The sequence below is a fragment of the Actinoplanes sp. NBC_00393 genome (genome assembly GCF_036053395.1).
GTDB lineage: Bacteria > Actinomycetota > Actinomycetes > Mycobacteriales > Micromonosporaceae > Actinoplanes.
The window spans coordinates 5,094,971-5,117,905 of sequence record NZ_CP107942.1 but is presented as its reverse complement, the minus strand read 5'-3'; the positions used below and the strand labels follow the sequence as shown (position 1 = coordinate 5,117,905).

At 70.8% G+C, this 22,935-nt stretch carries 21 protein-coding genes; 12 read left to right on the top strand and 9 right to left on the bottom strand.

Going from position 1 to position 22,935, the window contains the following annotated elements:
* Window positions 1-4 precede the first annotated feature (4 nt).
* The 3 genes from fxsT to fsxC form a co-directional block, all read right to left on the bottom strand.
* A complete protein-coding gene (gene fxsT / locus OHA21_RS24000; RefSeq protein ID WP_328477240.1) occupies window positions 5-3,919 on the bottom strand; it encodes an FxSxx-COOH system tetratricopeptide repeat protein in 3,915 nt (1,304 codons plus the stop codon).
* A complete protein-coding gene (locus OHA21_RS23995; protein ID WP_328477238.1) occupies window positions 3,916-4,626 on the bottom strand; it encodes a TIR-like protein FxsC in 711 nt (236 codons plus the stop codon). Before OHA21_RS23995 ends, fxsT begins: the two co-directional genes overlap by 4 nt.
* A 64-nt stretch (window positions 4,627-4,690) precedes the next feature.
* The gene (gene fsxC / locus OHA21_RS23990; protein ID WP_328477236.1) at window positions 4,691-5,836 is read right to left on the bottom strand and encodes an FxsC protein; all 1,146 of its coding nucleotides are present in this window, start codon (window positions 5,834-5,836) and stop codon (window positions 4,691-4,693) included.
* Window positions 5,837-6,258: 422 nt separating this feature from the next.
* On the opposite strand from fsxC, the gene OHA21_RS23985 reads away from it, so the two are divergent.
* The gene (locus OHA21_RS23985; RefSeq protein ID WP_328477234.1) at window positions 6,259-7,605 is read left to right on the top strand and encodes a ferredoxin reductase family protein; all 1,347 of its coding nucleotides are present in this window, start codon (window positions 6,259-6,261) and stop codon (window positions 7,603-7,605) included.
* Here OHA21_RS23985 and OHA21_RS23980 read toward each other — a convergent pair.
* The gene (locus tag OHA21_RS23980) at window positions 7,602-8,264 is read right to left on the bottom strand and encodes a response regulator transcription factor (protein WP_328477232.1); all 663 of its coding nucleotides are present in this window, start codon (window positions 8,262-8,264) and stop codon (window positions 7,602-7,604) included. The genes OHA21_RS23985 and OHA21_RS23980 overlap by 4 nt on opposite strands.
* On the bottom strand, window positions 8,261-9,841 hold the full coding sequence (locus OHA21_RS23975) for a sensor histidine kinase (RefSeq protein ID WP_328477230.1): 1,581 nt from the start codon (window positions 9,839-9,841) through the stop codon (window positions 8,261-8,263). Before OHA21_RS23975 ends, OHA21_RS23980 begins: the two co-directional genes overlap by 4 nt.
* 159 nt (window positions 9,842-10,000) lie before the next feature.
* Between OHA21_RS23975 and OHA21_RS23970 the strand changes: the two genes are divergently transcribed.
* The gene (locus tag OHA21_RS23970) at window positions 10,001-10,594 is read left to right on the top strand and encodes a hypothetical protein (protein WP_328477228.1); all 594 of its coding nucleotides are present in this window, start codon (window positions 10,001-10,003) and stop codon (window positions 10,592-10,594) included.
* A gap of 4 nt (window positions 10,595-10,598) precedes the next feature.
* On the opposite strand, the gene OHA21_RS23965 is transcribed toward OHA21_RS23970, so the two are convergent.
* Genes OHA21_RS23965 through OHA21_RS23950 form a run of 4 tightly spaced genes read right to left on the bottom strand, consistent with a single transcriptional unit; the run spans window position 10,599 to window position 13,552 of the window.
* Entirely contained in the window at window positions 10,599-10,883 is a 285-nt protein-coding gene (locus OHA21_RS23965) for a hypothetical protein (protein ID WP_328477226.1), read from the bottom strand.
* 22 nt (window positions 10,884-10,905) lie between these two features.
* Window positions 10,906-11,658, bottom strand: a complete 753-nt coding sequence (locus OHA21_RS23960) for an ABC transporter permease (RefSeq protein ID WP_328477224.1) — start codon at window positions 11,656-11,658, stop codon at window positions 10,906-10,908.
* Window positions 11,655-12,656 (bottom strand): aliphatic sulfonate ABC transporter substrate-binding protein, encoded by a 1,002-nt coding sequence (locus OHA21_RS23955; protein WP_328477222.1) that lies wholly within the window; start codon window positions 12,654-12,656, stop codon window positions 11,655-11,657. Before OHA21_RS23955 ends, OHA21_RS23960 begins: the two co-directional genes overlap by 4 nt.
* 53 nt (window positions 12,657-12,709) lie before the next feature.
* Complete coding sequence (locus OHA21_RS23950) at window positions 12,710-13,552, bottom strand: ABC transporter ATP-binding protein (RefSeq protein ID WP_328477220.1); 843 nt, start codon at window positions 13,550-13,552, stop codon at window positions 12,710-12,712.
* Between the two features lie 125 nt (window positions 13,553-13,677).
* Between OHA21_RS23950 and OHA21_RS23945 the strand changes: the two genes are divergently transcribed.
* From OHA21_RS23945 to OHA21_RS23900, 10 genes are all read left to right on the top strand, one after another.
* Window positions 13,678-14,460, top strand: coding sequence for a TIGR02452 family protein (locus tag OHA21_RS23945; protein WP_328477218.1), 783 nt, complete (start codon window positions 13,678-13,680; stop codon window positions 14,458-14,460).
* A gap of 91 nt (window positions 14,461-14,551) precedes the next feature.
* Window positions 14,552-15,109, top strand: coding sequence for a hypothetical protein (locus tag OHA21_RS23940; RefSeq protein ID WP_328477216.1), 558 nt, complete (start codon window positions 14,552-14,554; stop codon window positions 15,107-15,109).
* A gap of 93 nt (window positions 15,110-15,202) precedes the next feature.
* Entirely contained in the window at window positions 15,203-16,333 is a 1,131-nt protein-coding gene (locus tag OHA21_RS23935) for a tyrosine-protein phosphatase (RefSeq protein WP_328477214.1), read from the top strand.
* A 125-nt stretch (window positions 16,334-16,458) separates the two neighbouring features.
* A complete protein-coding gene (locus tag OHA21_RS23930) occupies window positions 16,459-16,902 on the top strand; it encodes a MarR family winged helix-turn-helix transcriptional regulator (protein WP_328477212.1) in 444 nt (147 codons plus the stop codon).
* A 76-nt stretch (window positions 16,903-16,978) separates the two neighbouring features.
* Window positions 16,979-18,541: an MFS transporter gene (locus tag OHA21_RS23925; protein ID WP_328477210.1), complete on the top strand. Its 1,563-nt coding sequence runs from the start codon at window positions 16,979-16,981 to the stop codon at window positions 18,539-18,541.
* Between the two features lie 121 nt (window positions 18,542-18,662).
* A complete protein-coding gene (locus OHA21_RS23920; protein WP_328477208.1) occupies window positions 18,663-20,294 on the top strand; it encodes a methyl-accepting chemotaxis protein in 1,632 nt (543 codons plus the stop codon).
* Window positions 20,295-20,320: 26 nt separating this feature from the next.
* Window positions 20,321-20,578: a hypothetical protein gene (locus OHA21_RS23915; protein ID WP_328477206.1), complete on the top strand. Its 258-nt coding sequence runs from the start codon at window positions 20,321-20,323 to the stop codon at window positions 20,576-20,578.
* Window position 20,579: 1 nt separating this feature from the next.
* Window positions 20,580-21,089, top strand: coding sequence for a GAF domain-containing protein (locus tag OHA21_RS23910; protein ID WP_328477204.1), 510 nt, complete (start codon window positions 20,580-20,582; stop codon window positions 21,087-21,089).
* Window positions 21,090-21,613: 524 nt separating this feature from the next.
* Window positions 21,614-21,832, top strand: a complete 219-nt coding sequence (locus OHA21_RS23905) for a hypothetical protein (RefSeq protein WP_328477202.1) — start codon at window positions 21,614-21,616, stop codon at window positions 21,830-21,832.
* Between the two features lie 43 nt (window positions 21,833-21,875).
* Complete coding sequence (locus OHA21_RS23900) at window positions 21,876-22,934, top strand: carbohydrate kinase family protein (protein ID WP_328477200.1); 1,059 nt, start codon at window positions 21,876-21,878, stop codon at window positions 22,932-22,934.
* Window position 22,935: the final 1 nt, after the last annotated feature.

Here is a 22,935-nt window from a genome sequence, read left to right as displayed (position 1 = left end):
GGCGTCAGATCGGGAAGGGCGCGATGTCCTGGTCGATGCGCTCCCAGTTGCCGGCCGCGATCGTGTGATGGTGCTGCGCTCCGAGTTCCCGCTCCATCATCCTGAGCGCCTCGTCCCGCCGGCGGTTGGCGGCACCCGGTTCGTCCGTGCGATGGCTGACGGCCCAGTTGGTCATGGCTGTCAGAACCGTCAGGTGGGAATCGTCGAACACCCTACGTGCCCGCTGGAGCACACCGCTGTCGGTCTCCTTCGCCTGGGAGAGCGCCTGCGCGTCGTACTGTGCGTTGGCGAGTGTGATCATCGCGGCGAGCGTGTAGGGATGGCTCGGCCGCAGCAGGTTGTCCAGGACGGAGAAGGTATGCTCCGCCAGGGTCAGAGCGCCCTGTGCGTCTCCCGACGCCCGCCGGAAGATGGCGAGGTCGTTCCCGGCGGCGATGGTGTCGGGGTGGTGCTCGCCCCGCTCCTTGCGGAAGTCGGCGTAGGCGTCCTCCCCGATCGTGCGCGCCTCATTGACCCGGCCTTCCGCCCAGCGCACGTCCGCCTGTTCCAGCCGGTTGGTGAGAGTCACACGGTTGCGGTGCCCGAGCACCACGACGGCACGCCGGACCGCGTCGTCGATGACCTCCACGGCTTTCGCAACGTCGCCGAGCCGGCGCAGGGCCACCGAGTAGGTATTGGCGACTCGAAGTGTCCGCGGATGGTCTTCGCCATGATCCGACCGGTACGTCTCGTACGCCTCTTCCAAGAGGTTCCGAGCCGTCACGAGTTGACCCAGTTCGATCAGGTCGGTAGCTAGATTCTCCTGCGAACTGAGCGAGAAGAAATGTTGCGGTCCGAGCACCTCGCGGCGGCGGCGCAGGGTGTCCCGGTCCCACGCGGCCGCCTGCGCGAAATCACCGACGAAGCGCAGCGACACCGCCAGGTTGCTGGCCGCGTTCAAGGTGTCCGGATGGTCGTCGCCGTAGGCGGTGCGGAAGCCGTTGAGCGTCTGTTCGTCGAGGCTGACGGCCTTCTCGTACTCGCCGCGGGCGCGCAGGTCCGCGCCGAAGCTGGTGGCGGTCGCGAGAGTGTACGGGTCGTCGGCGCCCTGGGTGCGGCCGAGTCGTTCGAGGCTGTCGGCGTTCATGTCGTAGGCCGCGCCCTCGTGGCCCTGCTCGCGCAGGACCAGTGCGAGGGTGCGCTTCAGCCGGAGCACCCAGACGTCGTCCGGGCCGAACCGGGGAAGCCATTGCTCGAGCGTGCCCTCGGCGAGTTCCCGGCAACCCTTGAAGTCACCGCGCATGTACAGGTAGCGCGTCATGTCGATGACGAGCTGCCGCGTCTCCGGGCGGTCGGATATCAGCGCGCCGCTGGGCTCGAGGTGCGGCCGGATGGCCTCGTAGGCCTCCCGGTTCTCGAGGTTGTCCGGGTTTCCCCGGTCCGCTTCTGCGAGCACGCTGTGGATTTCCCTCCTACGATCGTCCTGGTCCGTCGGGGACAACCGCGAGCGGACGATATCCTGGGTCAACCGGTGGACCACGACGCCACGCCTTCTCGGTTCCGGTTTCCCTTCGATCGTGCCCGCATCCACCCTGGCCAGGCCGAGGCGGCCGAGGTCCTGGATCAGAGATCCATGCCTGGCCGGGTCGTACATGCGCTGGTCGAGAGGGGCCAGCAGGGCGGTCAATTGTTTGTTGCTAATCATGCGATACGGGATTACTTCGGGCGCCATGAATGCGAGAAGTTCGATGAGCCTGGTGGCGGCCGGGCTGGTCCGGCTGAGCCGCTCGTAGGCCACGCCGACGGTCGAGGCGACGGTCTGGTTGTAGGCGGACGGAGCGCCCTCGCTCATCGCCTCCGCGGCGCCGCGGTGGAGCAGGTCGAGGTAATCCGGGACCGACATGGCCGTGCTGCCCAGCCAGCCGCCGGCCTGTTCCAGTGCCAGCGGCAGGTCGCCGAGGCGGCTGGCGAGCTGGTCCGCGTCGGCCCGGCTGAGGTTCTCGACGCGGCGCCCGAGCAGCTCGATGCTCTCGCTGCGTTTGAACACCCCGACGTCGATGGCGTCGAGCTCATTGGCCCACTGCGGGTTGCGGGACGTCACCAGGACGTGACCCGGACCGGAGGGGAGCAGTCCCTCGAGGTCGGCCGGCGCGTCGGCGTTGTCGAACACCACCAGCCAGCGGCGCACCGGGAACGCGCGCCGGAACGCCTCCAGGGTGGCGGCGACCTGCTCCTCGACGGTCACGCCGGGCAGGGGCAGGCGGGTGGCGATCTCGGCCAGAGCGGTCCGCACCTGGCTGGGCTGGGTGGCGGAGATCCACCAGATTCCGTCGTAGCTGGCGGCGAAGCGGTAGACGTACTCGAGGGCTGTCTGGGTCTTGCCGACGCCGGGCAGGCCGGTCAGGGCCAGCCGGGAGCCGGCCGCTCCGCCGCTGAGCAGGCGGTTCCGGATGTCCTCGATAGCGCCGCCCCGGCCCGAGAACCGGGGGTTGCGGGTGAGGCCGACCTGGAAGTGGGGCGGCGGGTCCGCCGGATAGCGGACCTCGTGCTGCTGCAGCCGGCTGCCCGGTGGGCGTGCCGTGTCCAGGGTCAGCACCGCCGACACCGACTCGAGGACACGCTCCTCGCTGGTTCCCATCACATCGACGAGCACACGTGACGGCACCCGGCTGTCCAGCGGTGTCGCGTCCACGCGGAGCACGGCGAGCAGGTTCTCCTCGCCCTGGCTGAACCGGTCGCGTGCGGTCCGCAGCAGCCGGAGGCCGCCCTCCCGGGCGACCAGATCCCGCGAGAAGATCACCAGGAGGTGGTCGACGGTATCGACGTCGGGTACGGACTCGCGGACGCTCTGCAGCACGACCCGGTGCGCGGTGTCCCGCAGCCGGTCGCGGAGCCACTCCGCCCAGATCCGGTCGAGCGGGGCGTACGCCACCACGATCGTCCGCTTCTTGTGCGGAACGGACTGCTCGAAAGCGCGCAGCATCCGGTTGCGGTCGGCTTCCGGGATGACCGCGGCCGGGCAGTCCCTCCCGGCGATCCGGGAGGCCAGATTGGTGTACGGCGCGAGCAGTGGACCGTTCTGGTCCGGTATATCCCCGAAAATCGCCAATACCTCTTCGTAGGCGTAATAGGGTATATAGGGAACCTCGACCGAGTTCCAGTACTGGTCCGCGGGCTGGTCGCCGAGGAAACCGAGGTACGGCTCGAAGTTGCGCCGCGAGAACACCCGCCCCCGCTCCAGTTTCGCCTTCTCGCCGCCCTCGATCCGGGTCGGCACCGGCAGCACGGTGATCTCGGGTGCGTGCTTGAGCACGGACGCGGTGATCGCCACGGCGCCGTTGATGCTCTGTGTGTTCAGGGTGAAGCAGTTGACCACTGTGTCCGGCAGGTGCACGGTGCAGATGCCACCGGTGTCACTGGTGCCGGTACGGCTGTCGATGAGGACGAAGTCGTAGTTGCGCGCCATGTCCTCACGAAGATCGTCGAGGAGCTGACGTCCCTGCCGATCGCGCCAGAACGAGTCCCAGTCGAAGGTGCTGACCGCCTCGTCGTAGCCGAGATCCTGACGCCCGGCGGGCACGAAGTCGAGCATGCCGCCCTGCGGGAACTCCCAGTCCAGCGAGGCCGCGTATTCGTGGATCTGCACCGGGGACCGCCCGGAGTCCAGCGGAGGGTGGCGCCGCAGGTCGGACTCGGAATGCTTGCGGATCAGATCGAGAATGCCCTCGGAGCTGCGGAGACTCTTGTCCCGGAGGAAGGGGTGGAAGTAGCGGTGCAGGCCCGGCGACTCGAGATCCCAGTCGATGGTCAGCACCCGGAACCCGTTCGTCGCGAGCAGCCATGCGACGTTGGCGAGAGCCATCGTCCGGCCGGTTCCCCCCTTGTAGCTGTAAAAGGTGATGATCCGGCCCAGAGGGCGGCGGTCGGCGCTCACGCTCATCGGGGGTCCTCGCGGAGATTGGTGTTGAGGATGGGGCGGTCGACGCGGAGGGACTTGACGCGCTGCTCGCGTGCCGTCGAATCTCCGGCGCCGCCGTTGAGGCGAGGAGCCGGCGGTGCGGAGAACGCGGAACGGACGTCGTCGAAACCGGGACGGTCGCGGGCCGCGGCAACGGGCGCGACCTGGCTCAGAGTGACGACCCGCTCGGCGAGCAGCTGGACGAAGGCGTCGTACTCGTCGCGATGGCGCTTTCCGCGGATCAGCGCGCGCAGCTTGACGCGGTCGTACTCGGCGCCGAAGGTGGCTTCCTTGAACTGGTAGGGCTCGGCGATCCCGGGCACCGTCATCGGCACCCAGAGAAGCGGGATGATCGACGAGTCCGGCGAGCCGGATCGATCGGTGCGGCTGAGGCGCGAGACGAAGAGCGCCCATTCCTTACCGCAGGCCTCGCTCTGGAAATAGGCGGGGCTCATGATCGGGATGAAGACCTGAGCGGTGCTGAGATTCTCGATGAGAGCCGGCGACCAGAGCTGACCGAGCCGGATCGAACAGTCGCAGAAGCCCGCCGACTCGCTCTGCCGCCGGCCCGCGAAGATCAGCACGTCATGGTTGAGCTTCTCGTAGAACCGGCGGACGTGGCGATCGTCCTCACCGGAATCGTGGACATAGCTGATGAAGAAGAGGGGCGGCGTGACTGACGATCCCACGTGCCTTCTCCCGAGGACGATTGATCGTGAGGAGTCGATCACTCAGTGTACTTTCCTGATGCCATCACGGACCACGAAGAATGGGTCGCTTGACAACCGGCTCGTCTGCGTCCGGCCACGGTGTCCCGGTGCGGAAGAGCCGGTTGCGTGCCTCCTCGAGAACTCCGGCGAGATCGGCGTCGAAAGCCTCGGCGGTGTCGATGTCGCGGTGCAGAACGGCCGGCGAGTGACGCCAGCTCTCCCGGAAGGTGGTCCGCAGTCCGAAGCGGAGCTCCGCGAGATTGTCCATCGATTCGCGATCGGCGCGGTTCGCCGGGACCAGCACGACCGCGTCGTCCAGGCCGCGACGGTCGATCTCGGCGAGGAGCTGCCGATACCCGTCCAGCCGCATGATCCACCAGTCACAGAGGATGACCACGATCTCGCGGGCGGCGCGTGCCCGCTCGATCCGGCCGAGGACGTCGTCCAGGGTGGACACCTCACCCCGCAATGCCTGATCGGCGGCGAGGAGGCGGGCACGGCACGCCAATGACTGCGGTGCGTCCGGACGGTAGGGCGCCCAGTCCCGGGCCTCCGCGCCGTAGTAACCGAGGTCCTGGCGTACCTGATCCATCTCCTCCCGGGACGCGGCCGCGACGATGAGATGCACGGGCGGATCGGTGGTGGACGAGGCGAAGGCGTCGGGCACCGACGCGAAGTCGGTGACCGGGTCGGCGGCCGGCGGCGCCACGGTCTCGCCGGCGGCCACGATCCGCTGCGCCAGGAGGTCGAGAAAGGACTCGTATTCGGGCCGGAGGGTGCGCAGCCGGATCAGCTGACGCAGTCCGCGCGGGGGGCCCTCGGACGGCGCGGTCAGCGGGCGCCCCACGAACTCCGGCACGGTCGCGTCGACGGACCAGGCGACCGGGACCATCGCGGATCGGTCATCGCCCGGCCCGAACCGTCTCGCGAAGATCTCCCACTGCCGGCCACAGGTGGCATTCCGGAAGTACCGCGGCGACGTCAGCGCCACGAAGACGTCACATGAGGAGAGGCGCAGCAGCATTTCGGGTGGCAGGGCGGTGTCCCGGTTTCCGGTGGTGCCCAGAAAGGACAGTTCGGCGCCGTGATCGGAACTGTTGGCCGAGACCCGGCCGCGGAGATCGTCGAAGAACTGCCGGACATACGGATCGTCGTCGCCGGCTGCCGAACTCAGAAAGAAATTCGGCACTACAGACCCCCGGCTTCTTGACGACGCCCGGACCGCCCTAGCGTAGCGACAACCTTGTGCAGCGCGAAAGACGAGCTGACGCTAGGTCTGGTCATGGGAGCCTCTTCCGCCGGTCACCGGGTCGGCACGCGCCGTGCTGCGAAGAGCCGACACAGTCGTCGAGCGCGAGGTCCCTGCTGCCGCCGGAGCGGGAGCGTCGGCCGACAGCCCCGATCAGGCTAGAGCCCGGGTCGTGCCGGAACAATCTCGAATAGGACACACTTCGAAAGTCTTCCTCAGTGTCGCAACCGTCACGCCCAGTCATGTGCCGTCCGGCTTGGCGCACCCGGACGACAATTCCCGCGCGGTGTCGTTCCGGACTGAACCGGAGAGTGACATTCTCGGTACACCCGGTAGACGTAACTCCAGCAGGGGAGACCGGGATGACCGCTGTGACCCACCCACAGGTAATCACCGTCCGCCGTACCGCCTGGGCCGCGCGTGCCGCGATCTGGGCCTTCCTCCTCCTCAACATCGCCACCGTCCAGATCATGTTCCAGCTCGCCGGCCCGCCGGCGTACAACATATTCGGATCGATCGGCCGGATGCTCGGCCTCTACCTGGCCTTCGCGATGATCGTCCAGCTCCTGCTGATCGCCCGGCTGCCGGTGCTGGACCGCGGATTCGGCATGGACCGGCTCACCGGCTGGCACCGGTGGGTCGGTTTCACCGTCTTCTGGCTGGCCATCCTGCATCCGTCGTTCGTGATCACCGGGTTCGCCCTGCACGACAAGGCGTCGGTGTTCCGGACCGCGCTGAGCCTGTCGAAGCAGCTGCCGGTGCTCCTCGGGCTGATCGCGGTCGCCCTGATCGTGCTGGTGGTGGCCCTGTCCGTCCGGATCGCCCGCCGCCGCCTCTCCTACGAGACCTGGCACGCCGTCCACCTGCTGCTCTACGTCGTCGTGGTGCTCGGCCTGATCCACCAGCTGTACGAGGGAACCGCCTTCACCATCAACCTGGCCACCAAGATCTACTGGTGGGGTCTGTGGGCCTTCGCCGTCGGCGCCCTGCTCACCGGCCGGGTGATCGTCCCGCTGATCCGCAACGCCCGGCACCGGCTGCGGGTCGCCGCGGTCGTCCCGGAGTCCGCCGACGTGGTGTCGGTGCACGTCACCGGCCGCGACCTGGACCGGCTACCGGCCCGCGCCGGCCAGTTCTTCCTGTGGCGGTTCCCCGGGCACAACCGCTGGTGGCAGGTCAACCCGTTCTCCCTGTCGGCCGCGCCGAACGGCCGGTCGCTGCGGCTCACCGCCAAGGGCATCGGCACCACCAGCGCCGGCCTGCGGGACCTGCCGATCGGTTCGCGGGTCTTCGCCGAAGGTCCGTACGGGGCGTTCACGCTGGCCCGGCGTACCCGGGAGGCGACCCTGCTGATCGCCGGCGGCATCGGTGTCACCCCGATCCGCTCGCTGCTCGAGGACCCGGAGATCGGCAGCGACGTGGTCGTCCTCTACCGGGTCCGCTCCTCCGCCGACGCCGTCCTGCTCGGCGAGCTGCGCAACCTGGCCAACGTCCGCGGCGCCCGCCTGCACGTGATGACCGGCAAGACCGGCCCGGGCAACCAGCCGTTCCGCCCGGAGAACCTGCAGTCGCTGGTCCCCGACATCACCGATCGGGACGTCTACGTCTGCGGCCCGGCCGTGCTCACCGACACCGTCCTGAAAAGCCTGCGCGACCTGAATGTCCCGTCCCGCCAGATCCACTTCGAAGCGTTCCGCCTGGCCGCCTAGCGGGGGACCAGGCCCGTCTCGTACGCCATCACCACGGCCTGCACCCGGTCGCGCAGGCCGAGTTTCGCCAGGATCCGGGTGATGTGGGTCTTGACGGTGGGCTCGGCCAGATGCAGCTCGGCGCCGATCTCCGCGTTCGAGAGGCCACGGGCGACTGCCCGCAGGATGTCGGCCTCCCGCGGGGTGAGGTGGCGCATCACCGCGGGCAGCCGGCCGGCCGGTGGCGGCGGTGGCCGCTGCACGAAGGTCTCCACGAGCCGGCGCAGCACGCTCGGGGCGAGCAGCGTCTCCCCGGCGGCGCACGCCCGGACCGCTGCGACGAGCCGGTCCGGCGCGGTGGTCTTGAGCAGGAAGCCCGCCGCACCGGACCGGAGCGCCTGGAACACGTACTCGTCGAGGTCGAACATGGTCAGCACCAGCACCCGGGTGCCCGGCAGTTCGGTGGTGATCGCCGCGGTGGCGGTCAGCCCGTCCCCACCGGGCATCTCGACGTCCATCAGCACCACGTCGGGGTGCTGCCGGCGGGCCAGGGCGACCGCGCCGTGCCCGTCGGAGGTCTCGCCGACGACGTCGATGCCCGCCGCGGTCAGGATCGCCGCGAGCCCGCCGCGGACCAGGTCGTGATCGTCCGCGAGCACGACGCGGACCGGGGCGGTCACGACGCGGCTCCGGGGAGCGTGGCGGCGACACGGAAGCCCGCTCCGCCCGGTCCGGGACCGGTGGACAGCCGCCCGCCGGTGCTCTCCACCCGCTCAGCGAGACCGGTGAGGCCGTAGCCGCGCAGCGAAGTCCGGCCCGGCCCCGGCCCGTCGTCGGTGATCTCCACAGTGGTCCGGTCGTCCACCGCCTGCACGGTGATCGTCACCCGGGCGCCGGGGGCGTGCCGCACCACGTTCGTCAGCGCCTCCTGGGTGATCCGGTAGACGACCGCCCCGGTCCGCCCCCGCACCGGGCCGTGCAGGTCGAAGCTGATCCGCAGGCCGGCGCCGGTCATCCGGCCGACCAGGGCGCGCAGGTCCGCGTCGTCGTGCTCCACCGCCCCGGCGCCGATGCCGGCCACCATCCGATCCAGTTCGGACAGGGTGTCCGCGGCGGTCTGCTCCACGACGGCGAGCGCGGCCCGGGCCCGCGGCGGATCGGTCCGCCGGAGTGCCTGAGCGGCCCCGGACTGGGTGACCAGAACGGCCACCGCGTGCGAGACCACGTCGTGCACGTCCCGCGCCACGGCCAGACGCTCGCCGAGGACCGCCTGCTCGGCGGCCGCACCGAGTTCCGCGGTCCGCCGCAGCACCGTGCTGTGCGCGGCCGACTGCCGCCGCCCGCTGCGCCCGAACACCGCGCCGCCGACCGCCGCGGCGCCGACCAGCACCAGGCACATCGGCAGGTTGACCCGGTTGTAGCGGCCCAGGTCGAGGGTGATGCCGGTCAGCAGGAGCGCGGTCGCCAGGCAGCCGGACGGGCGCCACCGGGCCATCGCCGACCAGGCCAGCCAGGCGGGCCCCATCAGGATCCACAGCCCCGGGCTGATCGGCCAGCCGGTGAGGAATCCCAGCAGGAAGCCGGCGCCGCAGGCCGCGGCCCCGGCGGCCGGCGCGGACCGGCGCAGTGCCAGCGTGGCCGCGGTGGCGGCAGTCAGCGCGATCGACGGAGCCGTCTGCATGCTCGCCGGGACGTCCGGGCCGGCCGGGAAGTGCTCGGCCACGCTCAGCGCGGCCGCACCGGCAGCCAGCGCCAGATCACCGGCGGACGGCCGGCGTCGCGGCTGCCGGGGCGGCGGATCCTCGGTGGCCGCCGACTCGGCTTCGCGCAACAGACCGAGCAGGCGGCGCAGCTCGGTGACCGCGGCCCGCCCGTCTGCCTGCAGTTTCGCCAGCGGCGGATCGGGATCGTCGTCCCACTGCCGCGCGGCGGTCCGCGTGTGCCCGGCCATCCGGGACACCGCGGCCCGGATCACCGCCTCGATGTCGGCGGCCAGCCGTACCCGTTCCCGGGCCACCGCCTGGCGGGCCGCCACGTCGACCGGGGTGGCGAGCAGGGCCCGCGCCGTCCGGTGCTCGTCCGCGGCGCGCCGCACCGCGTCGACCACAACTCGCAGGAGCAGGCCCGCGCAGCTCAGCACCAGGGTCAGGAACAGGAAGTTCGCCACCCGGTTTCCGGGCACCAGGGCGACGTAGCCCGCTGACACCGCGAGTGCCAGGAGAACGATCGAGGCATCGATCCGCCGCCGGGAGGCCACGGCCTGACGCTAACTCTCCGCACGGCCGGGGCGCGTCATCCGTAGGTCGCGGTGCGATGCATACCCGGGTCGGACGAAGTGGGTGCGCCGCGGCCGACGACGCGGCCGGTCCGGCCGGCCCAGCCTGGCGTCATCGAACCGATGAAAGGGGAAGACGCCATGACGAGGATCGCAACGGCCGCACTGGGCGCGGCCGCGCTGAGTTCGCTGCTCTCGATCGCGGACGCGGTGGCCGGTGGGCTCGGTGACCACCTGCTGAGCGAGGAGGACGCCACCGGCTGGGCGACGACCGGCACCAGCCTGCTGCTCGGCGCCACCTTCGCGCTGCTCGCCGCCGTGCTGGCGCAGCGCGGCCGGGATATCGACGCCGGCCGCCGCAGCGTCCGGGCGGTCCGGCTCGTGCTGACGGCCGACCTGACACTGCTGGCCGTGCTGTTCATCGCCGGCATCCTCGTGGCGCGCTATCCGGACACGGTTCTGTACCGGGCGTGGGGCGCGGTGAGCGGCACCGGCTTCCTGCTGATGTTCGTCGCCGGCGTGATTCTGGGGGCACTGCTGCTGCGGCGGCCCGAGCTGCGTACGGGGGCGATCCTGCTGACCGCGCCGTTGGTGATCATTCCGCTCACCATCGCGGCGAACGCGATGGCGCCGGGCTGGGGCCATCCGGGGTACGCCGAAACCGCGCTCTACCTGGGCGTGGCCCTGCTCGGCCTCGAACCGGTGCCGGCCCGCCCGGTCGGCGTGGCCCGGTGACCGGTCAGACGTCGTGGACCTGAAGGACCCGGGTGGTGGGTGCGGCGTCGCCGAGTTCGGCGCGCAGCGCCAGCCGCTCCGGGTCCACCATGAACGAGTCGAGGCCGGAGCGCTCGGCGAAGCGGATCACGTGGACCTCGGTGCCGCTGTCCTCGCGCAGCCGCCGTTCGAGCGTGCCGCCGTGCCGGCCCAGCAGCGCCAGCACGGCGTCCTCGTAGCGGCGGCCCGCCTCGGCGTGCCCGTCGGCCATCTCCACCACGGCGACCAGAAGCAGTCCGTCGTCAGTCACGGCACGCAGTATCGCGTACCGATCAACGGCGTGCCGCCAGCAGGCGGCCCTCGCCCACGCCGAGCAGGGTGTCGCTGAGCTTGCCGAGCAGCGCCAGCAGGATGATGGCCAGCAACATCACATCGGTACGCCCGGTGTTCTGACTGTCGATCAGCAGGAAGCCCAGCCCCATCGACGAGGCGATCAGCTCGGCCGCGACCAGGAACAGCCAGCCCTGCGCCAGACCGAGCCGCAGGCCGGACAGGATCGCCGGGGTGGCCGCCGGGAACAGGACGGTGCCGAGCAGCGGCAGACCGGACCGCCCGTACGCGCGGCCCACCTCGATCAGGTGCGGATCGATGTGCGCGAGCGCCGCCGACACCGTGGTGTAGACCGGGAAGAACGCGCCGATCGCGACCAGCACGATCTTCGGGGTCTCGCCGATGCCGAGCCACAGCAGCAGCAACGGCACCCAGGCCAGCGACGGGACGGCCCGGATCGCCTGCACGGTCGGCGAGAGCACCGCGCTCGCCGTCCGCGACAGCCCGACCAGACCGCCCAGCGCCAGCCCGAGGACCGAGCCGGCCGCGAAGCCGATCAGCACCCGCTGCGTGCTGATCGCCAGATGGTGCCAGAGCTCGCCGCGGCCGGCCAGCTCACCCAGCGCGGCGACGACCTCGCCCGGCGGTGGCAGTTGCGCCGCCGAGAAGACCCCGGCCGAGGCGGTCAGCTGCCAGGCCAGGACCAGCCCGACCGGCAGCAGGATGCCGAGCGCCGGCCGCCACGGCAGCGTCACGAAGCGCTCGCGTACTTCGGTTCGAACAGCGAGTCGAGCGCGGTACGCGCGGCCTCCTCGGTCTTCACGTTGGCGTCCGCGACCAGGACCGGCAGGATCTTCTCGAACACGGCCCTCTGCGCGGCGCCCGGGACCGGGTCGATGTCCAGCCGGGTCCGTTCGGTGAGCACCTTCTTCGCGACCGCCTCGGAGATCTTCGCCTCCTTGGCGTACAGGGCCACCGCCTGGTCCGGGTTGTCCTTGATCCACTGTCGCGCCTTCTCGTACGCGTTCACCACGGCCTGCGCCAGCTCCGGCTGCTCCGCCAGGAACTTCTCCCGCGCGTTGAGCACGCCGTACGAGTTGAACCCGACGTTGCGGTAGATCAGCTTCGAGCCGGCGTCCAGTTCGGAGGTGGCCATCAGCGGGTCGAGGCCGGCCCAGGCGTCCACGTCGCCGCGTTCGAGGGCGGTCCTGCCGTCGGCGTGCTGCAGGTTGGTCACCGTCACGTCGCGCGGCTTCAGCCCGGCCTCGTCCAGCGTCTGGAGCAGGAAGAAGTACGGGTCCGTACCCTTGGTTGCCGCGATCTTCCTGCCCTTGAGCCCGGCCGCGTCGGTGATCGGCGAGTCCTTCGGCACCACGATCGCCGCCCACTCCGGCTGGCTGAACACGTCGATCGTCTTGATCGGCGCTCCGTTGGCGCGGGCCACCAGCGCGGCCACCCCGGCGGTCGAGCCGACGTCGATCGCCTCGGCGCGCAGCGCCTCGTTCGCCTTGTTGCTGCCGGCCGAGAGCTGCCAGGTGACCGTCACGTTCTTGGCGGCCAGCTCGGTCTCCAGCCACTTCTGGTCACGCAGCACCAGGCTGGCCGGGTTGTAGTACGCGTAGTCCAGCCGCAGCGTGACGGCATCGTCGCCGCCGCTGCCCGCCTTGTCCGCCGGCGCGTCCTCACCCTGCACGCAGCCGGCCAGCAGTGTGGTGGCGGCAGCCGCCGCGAGCACGGCACGCAAGATCCTCATGTGGGGTGTTCCTTCCGATGTCCGTTCAGTGGGGATGGGGAGTCGGGGGTTGCTCAGTGGGCGGCCGGCGCCGGGGTGCGCACGCCCAGTTCGGCCAGCAGCGCGACGCGCAGCGCGGCCAGGCCGGCGTCGCCGCGGTCGCGCGGTCTCGCTCCGGGCACGTCCCGGATCAGCCGCACGCCGGCCGCGGTGCCGTTGCCGTTCCGGGCCGCGGTGTCGTTGCCGGGCGCGGTGCCGTTGTTGCTTGCGTCGCCGTTGTCGGGTGCGCCGAGCAGGACCACCCGGTCGGCCAAGTGCAGCGCCTCGTCGACGTCGTGGGTCACCAGCAGCACCGTCGTGCCGGCCTCGCGCTGCACCTCGGCGAGCAGGTCCTGCATGCGCAGCCGGGTCAGCGCGTCGAGCGCCGCGAACGGTTCGTCGAGCAGCAGCACGCCGGGCCGCCGGGCGAGCGCGCGGGCCAGGGCGGCGCGCTGCGCCATGCCACCGGAGACCTGGCGGGGCCGGTGCCGGGCGAAATCGGCGAGGCCGACCACGTCGAGCCAGTGCCGCACCTCCTCGCGGGCACGTTCGCCGGTCGTTCCGCGAGGCAATCCGTACGCCACGTTGCGCTCGAGGGTCCGCCACGGCAGCAGCCGCGGTTCCTGGAACACGACGGCGCACCGGGGTTCGAACTCGCGTACCTCGCGGCCGTCCACGCGTACCGAGCCGGAGGTGGCGGTGTCCAGGCCGCCGGCCAGGCGCAGCAGGGTCGACTTGCCGCAGCCGGACGGGCCGAGCAGGGCCACCACCTCGCCGGCCGCGACCTCCAGGTCGATGCCGGCGAGAACCTCGCGCCGGCGGCCGTTCGCGGTGAACTCCTTGCCGACGCCGGACAGCTGCAGGGGTACGGCGCTCATGGCGCGCAGTTTATCCACTATTCCTACATGTTCACTAGAGTGACCATGCTTACTGGGATCGATCTTGCTAGGGCGCCAGGTAAAGCCGTGGAAGCCGCCCGGGCAGATCGGCGATGATCGTCGTCATGAGTGGCAGGTTGCGGGCGATCGCCCACGAGACGGTCTCCATCGTGGAGCGGGGCGGCTATGGCTCGGTGCGCTTCGCCGGAGAGGTGGAGCGCGCAGTGGCCGGGACCCGGCTGCACCTGCCCGGCGACGAACTCCCGGCCCCCTCGCCCGTGGCCGGCGCCCCGGTCGTCGAGGTGACCGGCGAATCCACCCTGGCCGCCGCGCGCCGGCTCGGCGACGACGCGGTCGCGCTGAACTTCGCGTCGGCGCGCAACCCGGGCGGTGGCTTCCGGAACGGGGCGCAGGCCCAGGAGGAGAGCCTGGCGCGCAGTTCGGCGCTCTATCCGTGCCTGCGGGCGGCCGGTGACTTCTACGCCTACCACCGGGCGAACCGCGGGCTGCTCTACACCGACCGGGTCATCTACTCGCCCCGGGTGCCGGTGTTCCGGGACGACCGCGGAGCGCTGCTCACGGAGGCGTACCCCGTCTCGTTCCTGACCGCGGCCGCCCCCAACCGGGCGATGATCGTGCGTGACCAGCCCGAGTTGCTGCCCTCGGTTGCCGGGGCGCTCGCCCGGCGGGCTCGCCGGATCCTGCGGGTCGCGGCCGCCCACGGCCACCGCGACCTGGTGCTGGGCGCATGGGGTTGCGGCGTCTTCGGCAACGCCCCGGCCGAGGTGGCGCAGGTCTTCGCCGATGCGCTGCGGGAAAGCCCCTGGTTCGAACGGGTGGTCTTCGCCGTCCTCGACCGCCGCGCCGAGGTCCGCGAAGCCTTCCGCGCCTGCTTCCCCACGCAGTAGAAAGCCGCGTTGCTCGCTGTGCGAAGCGTTCCGCGTCTGCTTCGCTGCTCGGTAGGCTGACGGCAGACTTTCCGGCGGCGGGGGAGCACCGATGGCCAACGATGACGTGCTGGTCAGCCTCGGTCGCTGGGCGCTCGGAAAGGTGTGGTTCGGCGTCGTGCTCTCCGGCGGTTATGCGCTGGGCCGGCACTTCCACTGGCCGCAGGCCTTCCTGACGGCCGCCGCCGTGCTGGGCGCGGTCGGGCTGGCCCTGGCCTCGTCGTTCCTGCCGATCTGGACCCGCGAGCGGCCCAGCGGCATCCCGGTCGCCGACATCGGCCTGCGCGTGATGGTGTGGGCCGGCCTGGTCGGCTCGGTGATCGCCCTGCTGATCGGCATGCCCGCGGTGGGCATGGTCGCGGCCGCGCTGCTGCTCAACACCGCGGCCCGAACCTTCGGCGATCCTTTCCTGCCTTTCCTGCGCCGCCTGCGGATCACGCCGGTCGCGCGCCCGGCGAGGCCTCGCCATCCAGCTACGACCCAACCCGCAGCCACGCGCCGAACGCATCCGGCCGCCGCGCATTCCAACGCCCCGCGGCCGCCCGCCGCATCAACGAACCCCACGCATATCAGCGCCGGGCGGCCGCGGGCCGGGCGCAAGGTGGCCTGACCGGAAGCCCCGCGCCAGTAAGTTGAACTTTGTTTACTTCGTGCTGGGTGGAGTGTCGCCTGCCGGTCCGCTCGGCCGCATATCAACTCAGGCGTGAAGTTGATCAACAAGCGCCTCGCCGCCACCTGCGCGGCCTGTGCCCTCACCCTGGCCGGCGGTCTCGCCGCCGGCACCGTCCCCGCTTTCGCTGCCGACCGGACCGCGCACGTCGCGATCCACCAGCCGGCCGCGAGCCACCGCATCCCGTTCACCGCCGCGACGGTGACCCAGAACAGCGATGGCACGTTCACCATCACGTGGGCCGCCAAGAACGCCCGCAGGGTCTCCGTCTACGCGGGCACCGACCAGGACCGCATCTCGCACCGGCACCCGGTCGCCAGGGGTGGCGCCACGGCGACCGTCACGGTGTCCGGTCTCGGTCAGGCGGACCGCTGGTGGTTCGAGCTGGTCCCGGACCGCGGCGAGTCGCTCACCCTGGCCGACCGGTCTCTGCACCTCGCGTCCGCGCCGAACTTCCGGGATGCCGGCGGCTACCGTACGGCTGACGGCCGCTGGGTCCGGATGGGCGTGCTGTACCGGGCCAACGACCTGGGCAAGCTCACCGCCGCCGACCAGGCCAAGCTGAAGCGGCTCGGCATCCGTACCGACATCGACTTCCGCACCGACTCGGAGATCGCCGCGTCGCCGGACAGGATCCCGGCCGGCGTCACCTACATCCACGCCAACGTGATCGGCTCCTCGGACGTGGGCACCGGCACGATCGACCTGACCACCGAGGCCGGCGGTGTCGCGATGATGGAGGCCGGCGAGCGGGCGTTCGTCTCCGCCGAGCCGGGCCGCGCCGCGTACGCCACGTTCTTCGCCACGGCAGTCAGCCGCAAGGCCGCCAACGTGGTCTACCACTGCACGGCCGGCAAGGACCGGACCGGCTGGGCCAGCGCCGCGCTGCTGACCGCGCTGGGTGTGCCGCGCGAGACGGTGTTCCAGGACTACCTGCTGAGCAACACCTACCTGGCCGCCTCCAACGCCGCGACCCTGGCCGCGGTGCCCGAGGCGATCCGGCCCGGTTACCGGGCTGTACTCGACGTGCGCGAGTCCTACCTGCAGGCCGGTTTCGACGAGGTCGCCACGAAGTACGGCACGTTCGACGACTACCTCCGCGCGGGCCTCGGCCTGAGCGCCAAGGACCTCCGGGCGCTGCGCGCCCAACTGCTGATCGGCTGAGCTCCACACCTGCCGCGGGCGCCTTTCCGGTACGCCGGAACGGCGCCCGCCCGTTTTCGTAAGCGAAAGTGATCGACCTTGCATCGGCTTGAATTAGGTATGCCGACATACCTAATAATGGAGTCGTGACCGAGACTGCCATAACGCTGATGCACCTCGCGCACCAGCTGCACCGCAGTCTGGACCGCCGGGTGCAGACCGACTTCACCCATCCCAAACCACCCGAGGTGCAGATCGTCGCGCTCTGGCAGATCCGGGCCCGGCCGGGCATCACGGTTCGCGAGCTCGCCGACGAGCTGCAGCTCAAACCCAACAACGCCAGCGCCCTGGTCACCGCCATGGTCAACGACGGCCTGCTGCGCCGCGAGCCCGACCAGCGGGACCGCCGGGTGGTACGCCTGCACACGACCGACGAGGCGGGCGACCGCATCGACGCGGTGCAGGGGCTGTTCACCGGATATCTCACCGCCGCCCTGGAGAACCTGGACGCGGGTCAGCGGGCAGCCGTCGAGGCGGCACTTCCCGCGCTGGCCGAGATCGCGCGCCACATCCGCGAGAGCGGTCGCTGAGCTTTAGGCGTACCCCCGAATGATCGCGCCCCGGCCACCGCCGGGGCGCTCCCTGATGTGCCTGATGGAGTTCCGCATGCCCTCAACCGTGACCGAGACGCCCACCCCCGCCCACGCACCCCCGGTGGCCACCGGCCGCCGCGGCAATCCCTGGCTGTCCCTGATCGCCGTCGCGTTCGGCCTGTTCATGGTCGGCCTGGACGGCAGCGTGGTGTCGATCGCCAACCCGGAGATCGGCCGCGACCTCGGCGCCAGCACCGCCGAGCTGCAGTGGGTGACCAACTCCTACCTGCTCGCGCTGGCCGCCGCGCTGATCCTCGGCGGCAAGCTCGGCGACCGGTTCGGCCGGCGTCGCTACTACCTGATCGGCGTGGCCGGCTTCACCGTGGCGTCCGTCGCGATCGGACTCGCCGGCTCGATCGAGGGTGTCATCGCGTTCCGCGCGGCGCAGGGCTTCTTCGGCGCGCTGCTCATGCCGAACACGCTGGGCATGCTGCGGGCCGTCTTCCCGCCGAAGAAGTTCGGCATGGCGGTCGGCATCTGGGCGATGGTCTCCTCGGTCTCCACCGCGCTCGGCCCGATCGTCGGCGGCCTGCTGGTGGAGAACGTCAGCTGGGAATCGGTCTTCTACATCAACGCGCCGATCGGTGTCATCGCGCTGATCTTCAGCGCGCTGGTGCTGCCGGAGAGCCGGAACTCCACCGGTCATCACCGTTTCGACGTCGGCGGTGTCCTGCTGCTCGCCGCCGGACTGCTCGTCCTGGTCTTCGGCGTGGTCAAGGGCGAGACCTGGGGCTGGACCGCCGGATCCACCATCGGCACCATCGTCGCCGGACTGCTGATCCTGGTGCTGTTCGGTTGGTACGAGACCCGCCGGGAACACCCGCTGCTGCCCATGCGCCTGTTCCGCAGCCCGGCCCTGACCATCGGCGCCGTGATCACCGCGATCAACTTCTTCACGCTGCTCGGCTCGATCTTCTACATCATGCTGTACCTGCAGAACGTCCGCGGCTTCAGCCCGGTCTGGGCCGGCGTGCTCACGCTGCCGCTCAGCATCGCCTCGGTCGTCGCCTCCCCGCTCGGCGCCGCCCTCACCGACCGGTACGGCCCGCGCCTCACCATGCCGCTCGGCATGATCCTGCAGGGCGGCGCGTCCTTCGGTCTGATGTTCCTCGGCCCGGACTCCGGTTACTGGGCGATGTGGCCGTCGTTCATCGGCCTCGGCCTCGGTATCGGCATGGTGATGGCCGCCTCCTCCGAGGCGATCGTCGGGAACGCGCCGGTCAAGGACGCCGGTGTGGCCGGCGGCCTGCAGGCCACCATGCTGCAGATCGGCGGCGCGCTCGGCACGTCGGTGCTGATCTCGCTGATCAGCAGCCGGGTCGCCGGCACGCTGGTGCCCTCGCTGACCGAGGCGGGCCTGCCGGCGCCGGCCGCCGAGGGCCTCGCCGAGGCCAAGGACGCGGTGGCGATGGGGGTCGCGCCGGTCACGCCGGAGATGACCGATTCGGTACGCGCAGCGATCATCGACGGTTCGGCCACCGCGTTCCTCAACGGTGTGCACACCGCCGCCCTGGTCGCCGGCGTGCTCTGCCTGCTCGGCGCGGTCCTGGCCGTGACCGGCATCCGCCGCCGGTAACTTAGGTCTCACCTTTCCGCCGGGCCGGGCCCGCCCTCAGCAGGCCCCTCACCTGTGCCGACGGGAGTAGTACGGGTGCAGTCGGCGGGGGCTGGCCCGGTGCCGGAGGAGAGACGACGACATGAGTGCGATGACTGCTGGGGCGGTGACGAGCCGGGCCCCGAGCCGCGGATTCTGGACCGACCTCAGCGTCAACATCAAGGTCCTGGTGGCGGTCAGCGTGGCCGCGCTGGTCGCGTTGCTGATCGGGGTGCTCGGTCTGCGCTCGCTGAGTGACGCCAGCACCGCCGCCCAGCAGATCTACCAGAGCAACGTGCTGGGGGTGGCGGCGCTCGGCGCCGTGCAGAACGGGATGACCCAGGCCCGGCTCGACCTTTCCAACCATGCCGTCAACCGGGATTCCGCGACCAAGCAGAAGTACGCCCAGCAGTACGCCGACGACGTGGCGGCGGTGAACGCGGCCTGGGCCGCGTACGAGGCCACCGGGCCGGTCCCCGAGCGCGCCATGGTCGACGACGTGAAGGCCGACTGGCAGGCCTTTCTGAAGATCGCCGACGACGAGCTGCTCCCGGCGTCGCAGCGCAACGACCTGGCCACCTGGGTGGAGATCCGCAACGGCGAGATGGCCTCCCTGGTCGACGAGGTCAAAGAACACCTGGGCGAGATGACCAGCATCGAGCAGGGCGCCGCGCAGCAGGCCGCCGAGGAAGCCCGATCCGGGTACGAGAGCAGCCGCCTCCAGTCGATCCTGCTGCTCGTCGGCGGGCTGCTGGTGGCGATGCTCCTGGGCGTCATGGTGGCCCGCGGCATCGTGCGGTCCCTGACCCGGGTCACCGACGTGTGCGAAGGACTCGCCGACGGCGACCTGACCCGAAGCACCGGCCTCACCTCCCGCGACGAGCCGGGCCGGATGGGCCGGGCCTTGGACGCCGCGATCACCCGGCTGCGTGACACGGTCACCACCATCGGCGGGTCCGCGTCGACCCTGGCCGGCGCCTCCGAGGAACTCTCCGCGGTCAGCGCGCAGCTGCAGAGCGGCGCCGCCGACGTCGCCGACAAGGCCGGATCGGCCAGTTCGGCCAGCGAAGAGGTGAACACCGGCGTGCAGTCGATCGCGGCCGGCGCCGAACAGATGAGCGCCTCGATCGCCGAGATCGCCTCGAACGCCTCCGACGCCGCCCGGGTCGCCCAGGAAGGCATGGACGTCGCCGCACGTACCAACAACCAGGTCGCCGAACTGGGCGCGGCCAGCGCCGAGATCGGTGACGTGGTCCGGCTGATCACCAGCATCGCCGAACAGACCAACCTGCTGGCCCTCAACGCGACCATCGAGGCAGCCCGGGCCGGTGAGCTCGGCAAAGGCTTCGCGGTGGTGGCCGGTGAGGTCAAGGAACTGGCGCAGCAGACCGCCAAGGCGACCGAGGAGATCACCGAGCGGATCGGCGCCATCCAGGTGTCCAGCGACTCCGCGGCGTCGGCGATCGGCGAGATCACCCAGGTGATCCAGCGGATCGGCGACTACACGACGACGATCGCGTCGGCGGTGGAGGAGCAGACGGCGACCACGGGGGAGATGAGCCGCTCCGTTGCGGACGCTGCGACCAGCAGTGGAGAGGTCGCTCGTACCGTCTCCGGGGTTGCCGAGGTCGCAGCCGCGACCGCAGACGGCGCCCGGGCCACGCAGCAGGCCGCGGTCGACCTCACCCGGCTCGCCGGTGATCTGACCAACCTCGTCGGCGGCTTCCGCCACTGACCTCTCACTCCGGGAGCCCTCTCATCATGGATTCCTCGCCCTACGGCCTGGCCCGGCCGACCGTCGACGACGCCCGCGCCGCCGTCCTGCGGGTACACGCCGGCGACGGCCCGCGGGTCTGGGACCAGTTGCTGCACGCGGCCGGCCCCCAGCCCGGAATCGAGCGGCTGCTCGATCTGATGGCCACATCGGACGCCACGACCCGGCTCTGCGCCCTCGCCCTGCAGATCCGGCTCAACTCCCACACGCATCTCACCGCAGCGCACGACATGACCAGGAGCTGACTTGCAGACCGAACTCTTCGACCGTCTCGGCGACCCCGCGCGGATGCGGCACCTCGCCGGATACGACCTGCTCAACACCGACCTGCGAACCAGCCTCGACGCGGTCGCCCAGCGCAGCGCGACGCTCCTCGAAGCCCAGGTCTCCCTGGTGTCGGTCATCCTGGACAGCTCCCAGTTCATCCTCGGCGCGCACGGCGTGTCCGGCTGGGTCGCGGACGTCCAGGGCGCGCCGGCGGAATGGGCGATGTGTACGCAGACCGTGCTGACCGGCGAGCCGTACTGCGTGACGGATGGGCGGTCTGATCCGCGGCATTCCGGCAATCCGTTCCTGCAGATGACGGGCCTGCGCAGCTATCTCGGGGTGCCGTTGGTGGGCCAGGGTGGGCATGTGCTGGGCGCGCATTGCGTGATCGACCCGCGGCCACGGATCTTCACCGACGTGGACCTGGCTGTCCTGACCGATGGGGGCGAGAAGGTGATGCGCTTGCTGGACGCCTACCGCACTGCTTGAGGATTCGGGGTGCCCGTGGTCCGGCGTCTGCTGGGCCACGGGCTCCTGATTCGGTACCGCTGGTGGTCGCTGCGCCGAAAAATGTCATAGGTGGGCGGCATCATCGCGGTATGGGAGAACCAGCTACACCGATTCGCCGCCGGCTCGAGCTTTCGGTCGCCGAGGCGCGCCTGCGGTTCCAGCAACTCGTCCGGGTCACCGGGGTGACCGGGCAGGTCACGATCGTGGTGGATGGTGGGCGGCCGGTCGCCGCCATCGTGCCGCCGGGTGATGTGCTGGGCACCGGGCCGGCGCCACCACCGCGGGCGGGCTCGTGGGGGCCGCCCTCTTCGGCGGCTTTGCCTTCACCCCGGGCTTCGTCTCTTCCCTCGGCCCCGCCTTCAGGTCCGTCTTCTTCCCCGGCTTCTTCGTCGTCCGTGCCTTCGGCTCCGGCTCCTTCTTCGCCCGCGCGTTCGGCTCCTTCCTCCTCCTCCTCCTCCTCCTCTTCCTCCTCTTCCTTGCCGGCGGCGGTTTCGGTCGCGCCGGTGGTGCAGGCTGGTGGGGAGCAGGCCGCGGCCGGATGGTTGCGGCGCATCGAGAAGGTGCGGGAGGACGTCCGCCGGCAGCACGCCACCCGGATCCGGGAGCTGTCCCAGGCTTTGGACGAGGCGTGGCGCATGCTGGACGAGGCTCGCCCGCCGGGCACCGACCGGGCCGCGGACACCCTGCGTGCTGCCCATTCCGACCTTCGCCGCGCCCGGTGATCAATCAATACTGACCCGATCGGGAGAGGGGTAAGATCGGCCAATGGGTGGACAGCTCGATCTGTTCGTGCCGGGGGTGGTGTATCTCGACGTCATCTTCACCGGCCTCCGAGAGTTGCCCGGCCCCGGCACCGAGGTGTGGGCGTCCGGGATGGGCTCCTGCCCGGGTGGCGTCGCCAACCTGGCGGTGGCCGCGAGCCGGCTGGGTCTGCACACCGGCCTCGGGACGGCGCTCAGCTCCGACGCCTACGGCGAGTTCTGCCACCGGGTGCTGAGCCGCCAGGAGGGGATCGACCTCTCCGCGTCGAAGCGGGTCGACGACTGGCACTCCCCGGTCACCGTCTCCTTGGCGTACGACCGGGATCGCAGCATGATCACCCACGGCCATCCGCTGCCCACTGACGCCGACGGCCTGGTCAACGGACTGCCCGCGGCCCGCAGCGCGGCGGTGAGCCTCTCCGGCACCGGGATCGGCTGGGTGCACCGGGCCGGCGCCGCGGGCACCATGGTGTTCGCGGATGTCGGGTGGGACGAGACCGACCAGTGGTCCTGCGACGTGCTGACCGCACTCGGCGACTGCCACGCCTTCCTGCCTAATGCGGTCGAGGCGATGCGCTACACGCGTACCGATTCGCCGCAGCAAGCCCTGGACAAGCTCTCCGGTCTGGTCCCGGTCGTCGTGGTGACCTGCGGGTCGGACGGCGCGCTCGCGATCGACTCGGGCACCGGCGAGGTGGCGGTCGTGCCGTGCGTGCCGGTGGAAGCGCTCGACCCGACCGGCGCCGGCGACGTCTTCACCGCCGGTTTCATCACCGGCACGCTGGGCGGCTGGCCGCTCGCCGACCGGGTGGCCTTCGCCAATCTGGTCGCTGCGCTGTCGGTGCAGCATTTCGGCGGTTCGCTCTCCGCACCGGGCTGGGGCGACATCGCCGACTGGTGGCAGGCCGTCCGCTGCACCGTCACCCGCCGACACGAGGACTCCGCCGAGGCCCTCCTGGCCCAGCGTTACGGCTTCCTCGACGACGTCATCCCACCCGGCCGGCGTAACGCGGTGCACCGGGCCACCGCGACCATCGCCCGCCTCTCCGACGCACAGGCCTGAG

Excerpts from the sequence above, each read along its gene's own strand:
- fxsT (WP_328477240.1), bottom strand. The coding sequence starts at position 3,919 with ATGAGCGTGAGCGCCGACCGCCGCCCTCTGGGCCGGATCATCACCTTT.
- OHA21_RS23985 (WP_328477234.1), top strand. The coding sequence starts at position 6,259 with ATGACCGCTGTGACCCACCCACAGGTAATCACCGTCCGCCGTACCGCC.
- OHA21_RS23970 (WP_328477228.1), top strand. The coding sequence starts at position 10,001 with ATGACGAGGATCGCAACGGCCGCACTGGGCGCGGCCGCGCTGAGTTCG.
- OHA21_RS23955 (WP_328477222.1), bottom strand. The coding sequence starts at position 12,656 with ATGAGGATCTTGCGTGCCGTGCTCGCGGCGGCTGCCGCCACCACACTG.
- OHA21_RS23950 (WP_328477220.1), bottom strand. The coding sequence starts at position 13,552 with ATGAGCGCCGTACCCCTGCAGCTGTCCGGCGTCGGCAAGGAGTTCACC.
- OHA21_RS23945 (WP_328477218.1), top strand. The coding sequence starts at position 13,678 with ATGAGTGGCAGGTTGCGGGCGATCGCCCACGAGACGGTCTCCATCGTG.
- OHA21_RS23940 (WP_328477216.1), top strand. The coding sequence starts at position 14,552 with ATGGCCAACGATGACGTGCTGGTCAGCCTCGGTCGCTGGGCGCTCGGA.
- OHA21_RS23925 (WP_328477210.1), top strand. The coding sequence starts at position 16,979 with ATGCCCTCAACCGTGACCGAGACGCCCACCCCCGCCCACGCACCCCCG.
- OHA21_RS23920 (WP_328477208.1), top strand. The coding sequence starts at position 18,663 with ATGAGTGCGATGACTGCTGGGGCGGTGACGAGCCGGGCCCCGAGCCGC.
- OHA21_RS23915 (WP_328477206.1), top strand. The coding sequence starts at position 20,321 with ATGGATTCCTCGCCCTACGGCCTGGCCCGGCCGACCGTCGACGACGCC.
- OHA21_RS23900 (WP_328477200.1), top strand. The coding sequence starts at position 21,876 with ATGGGTGGACAGCTCGATCTGTTCGTGCCGGGGGTGGTGTATCTCGAC.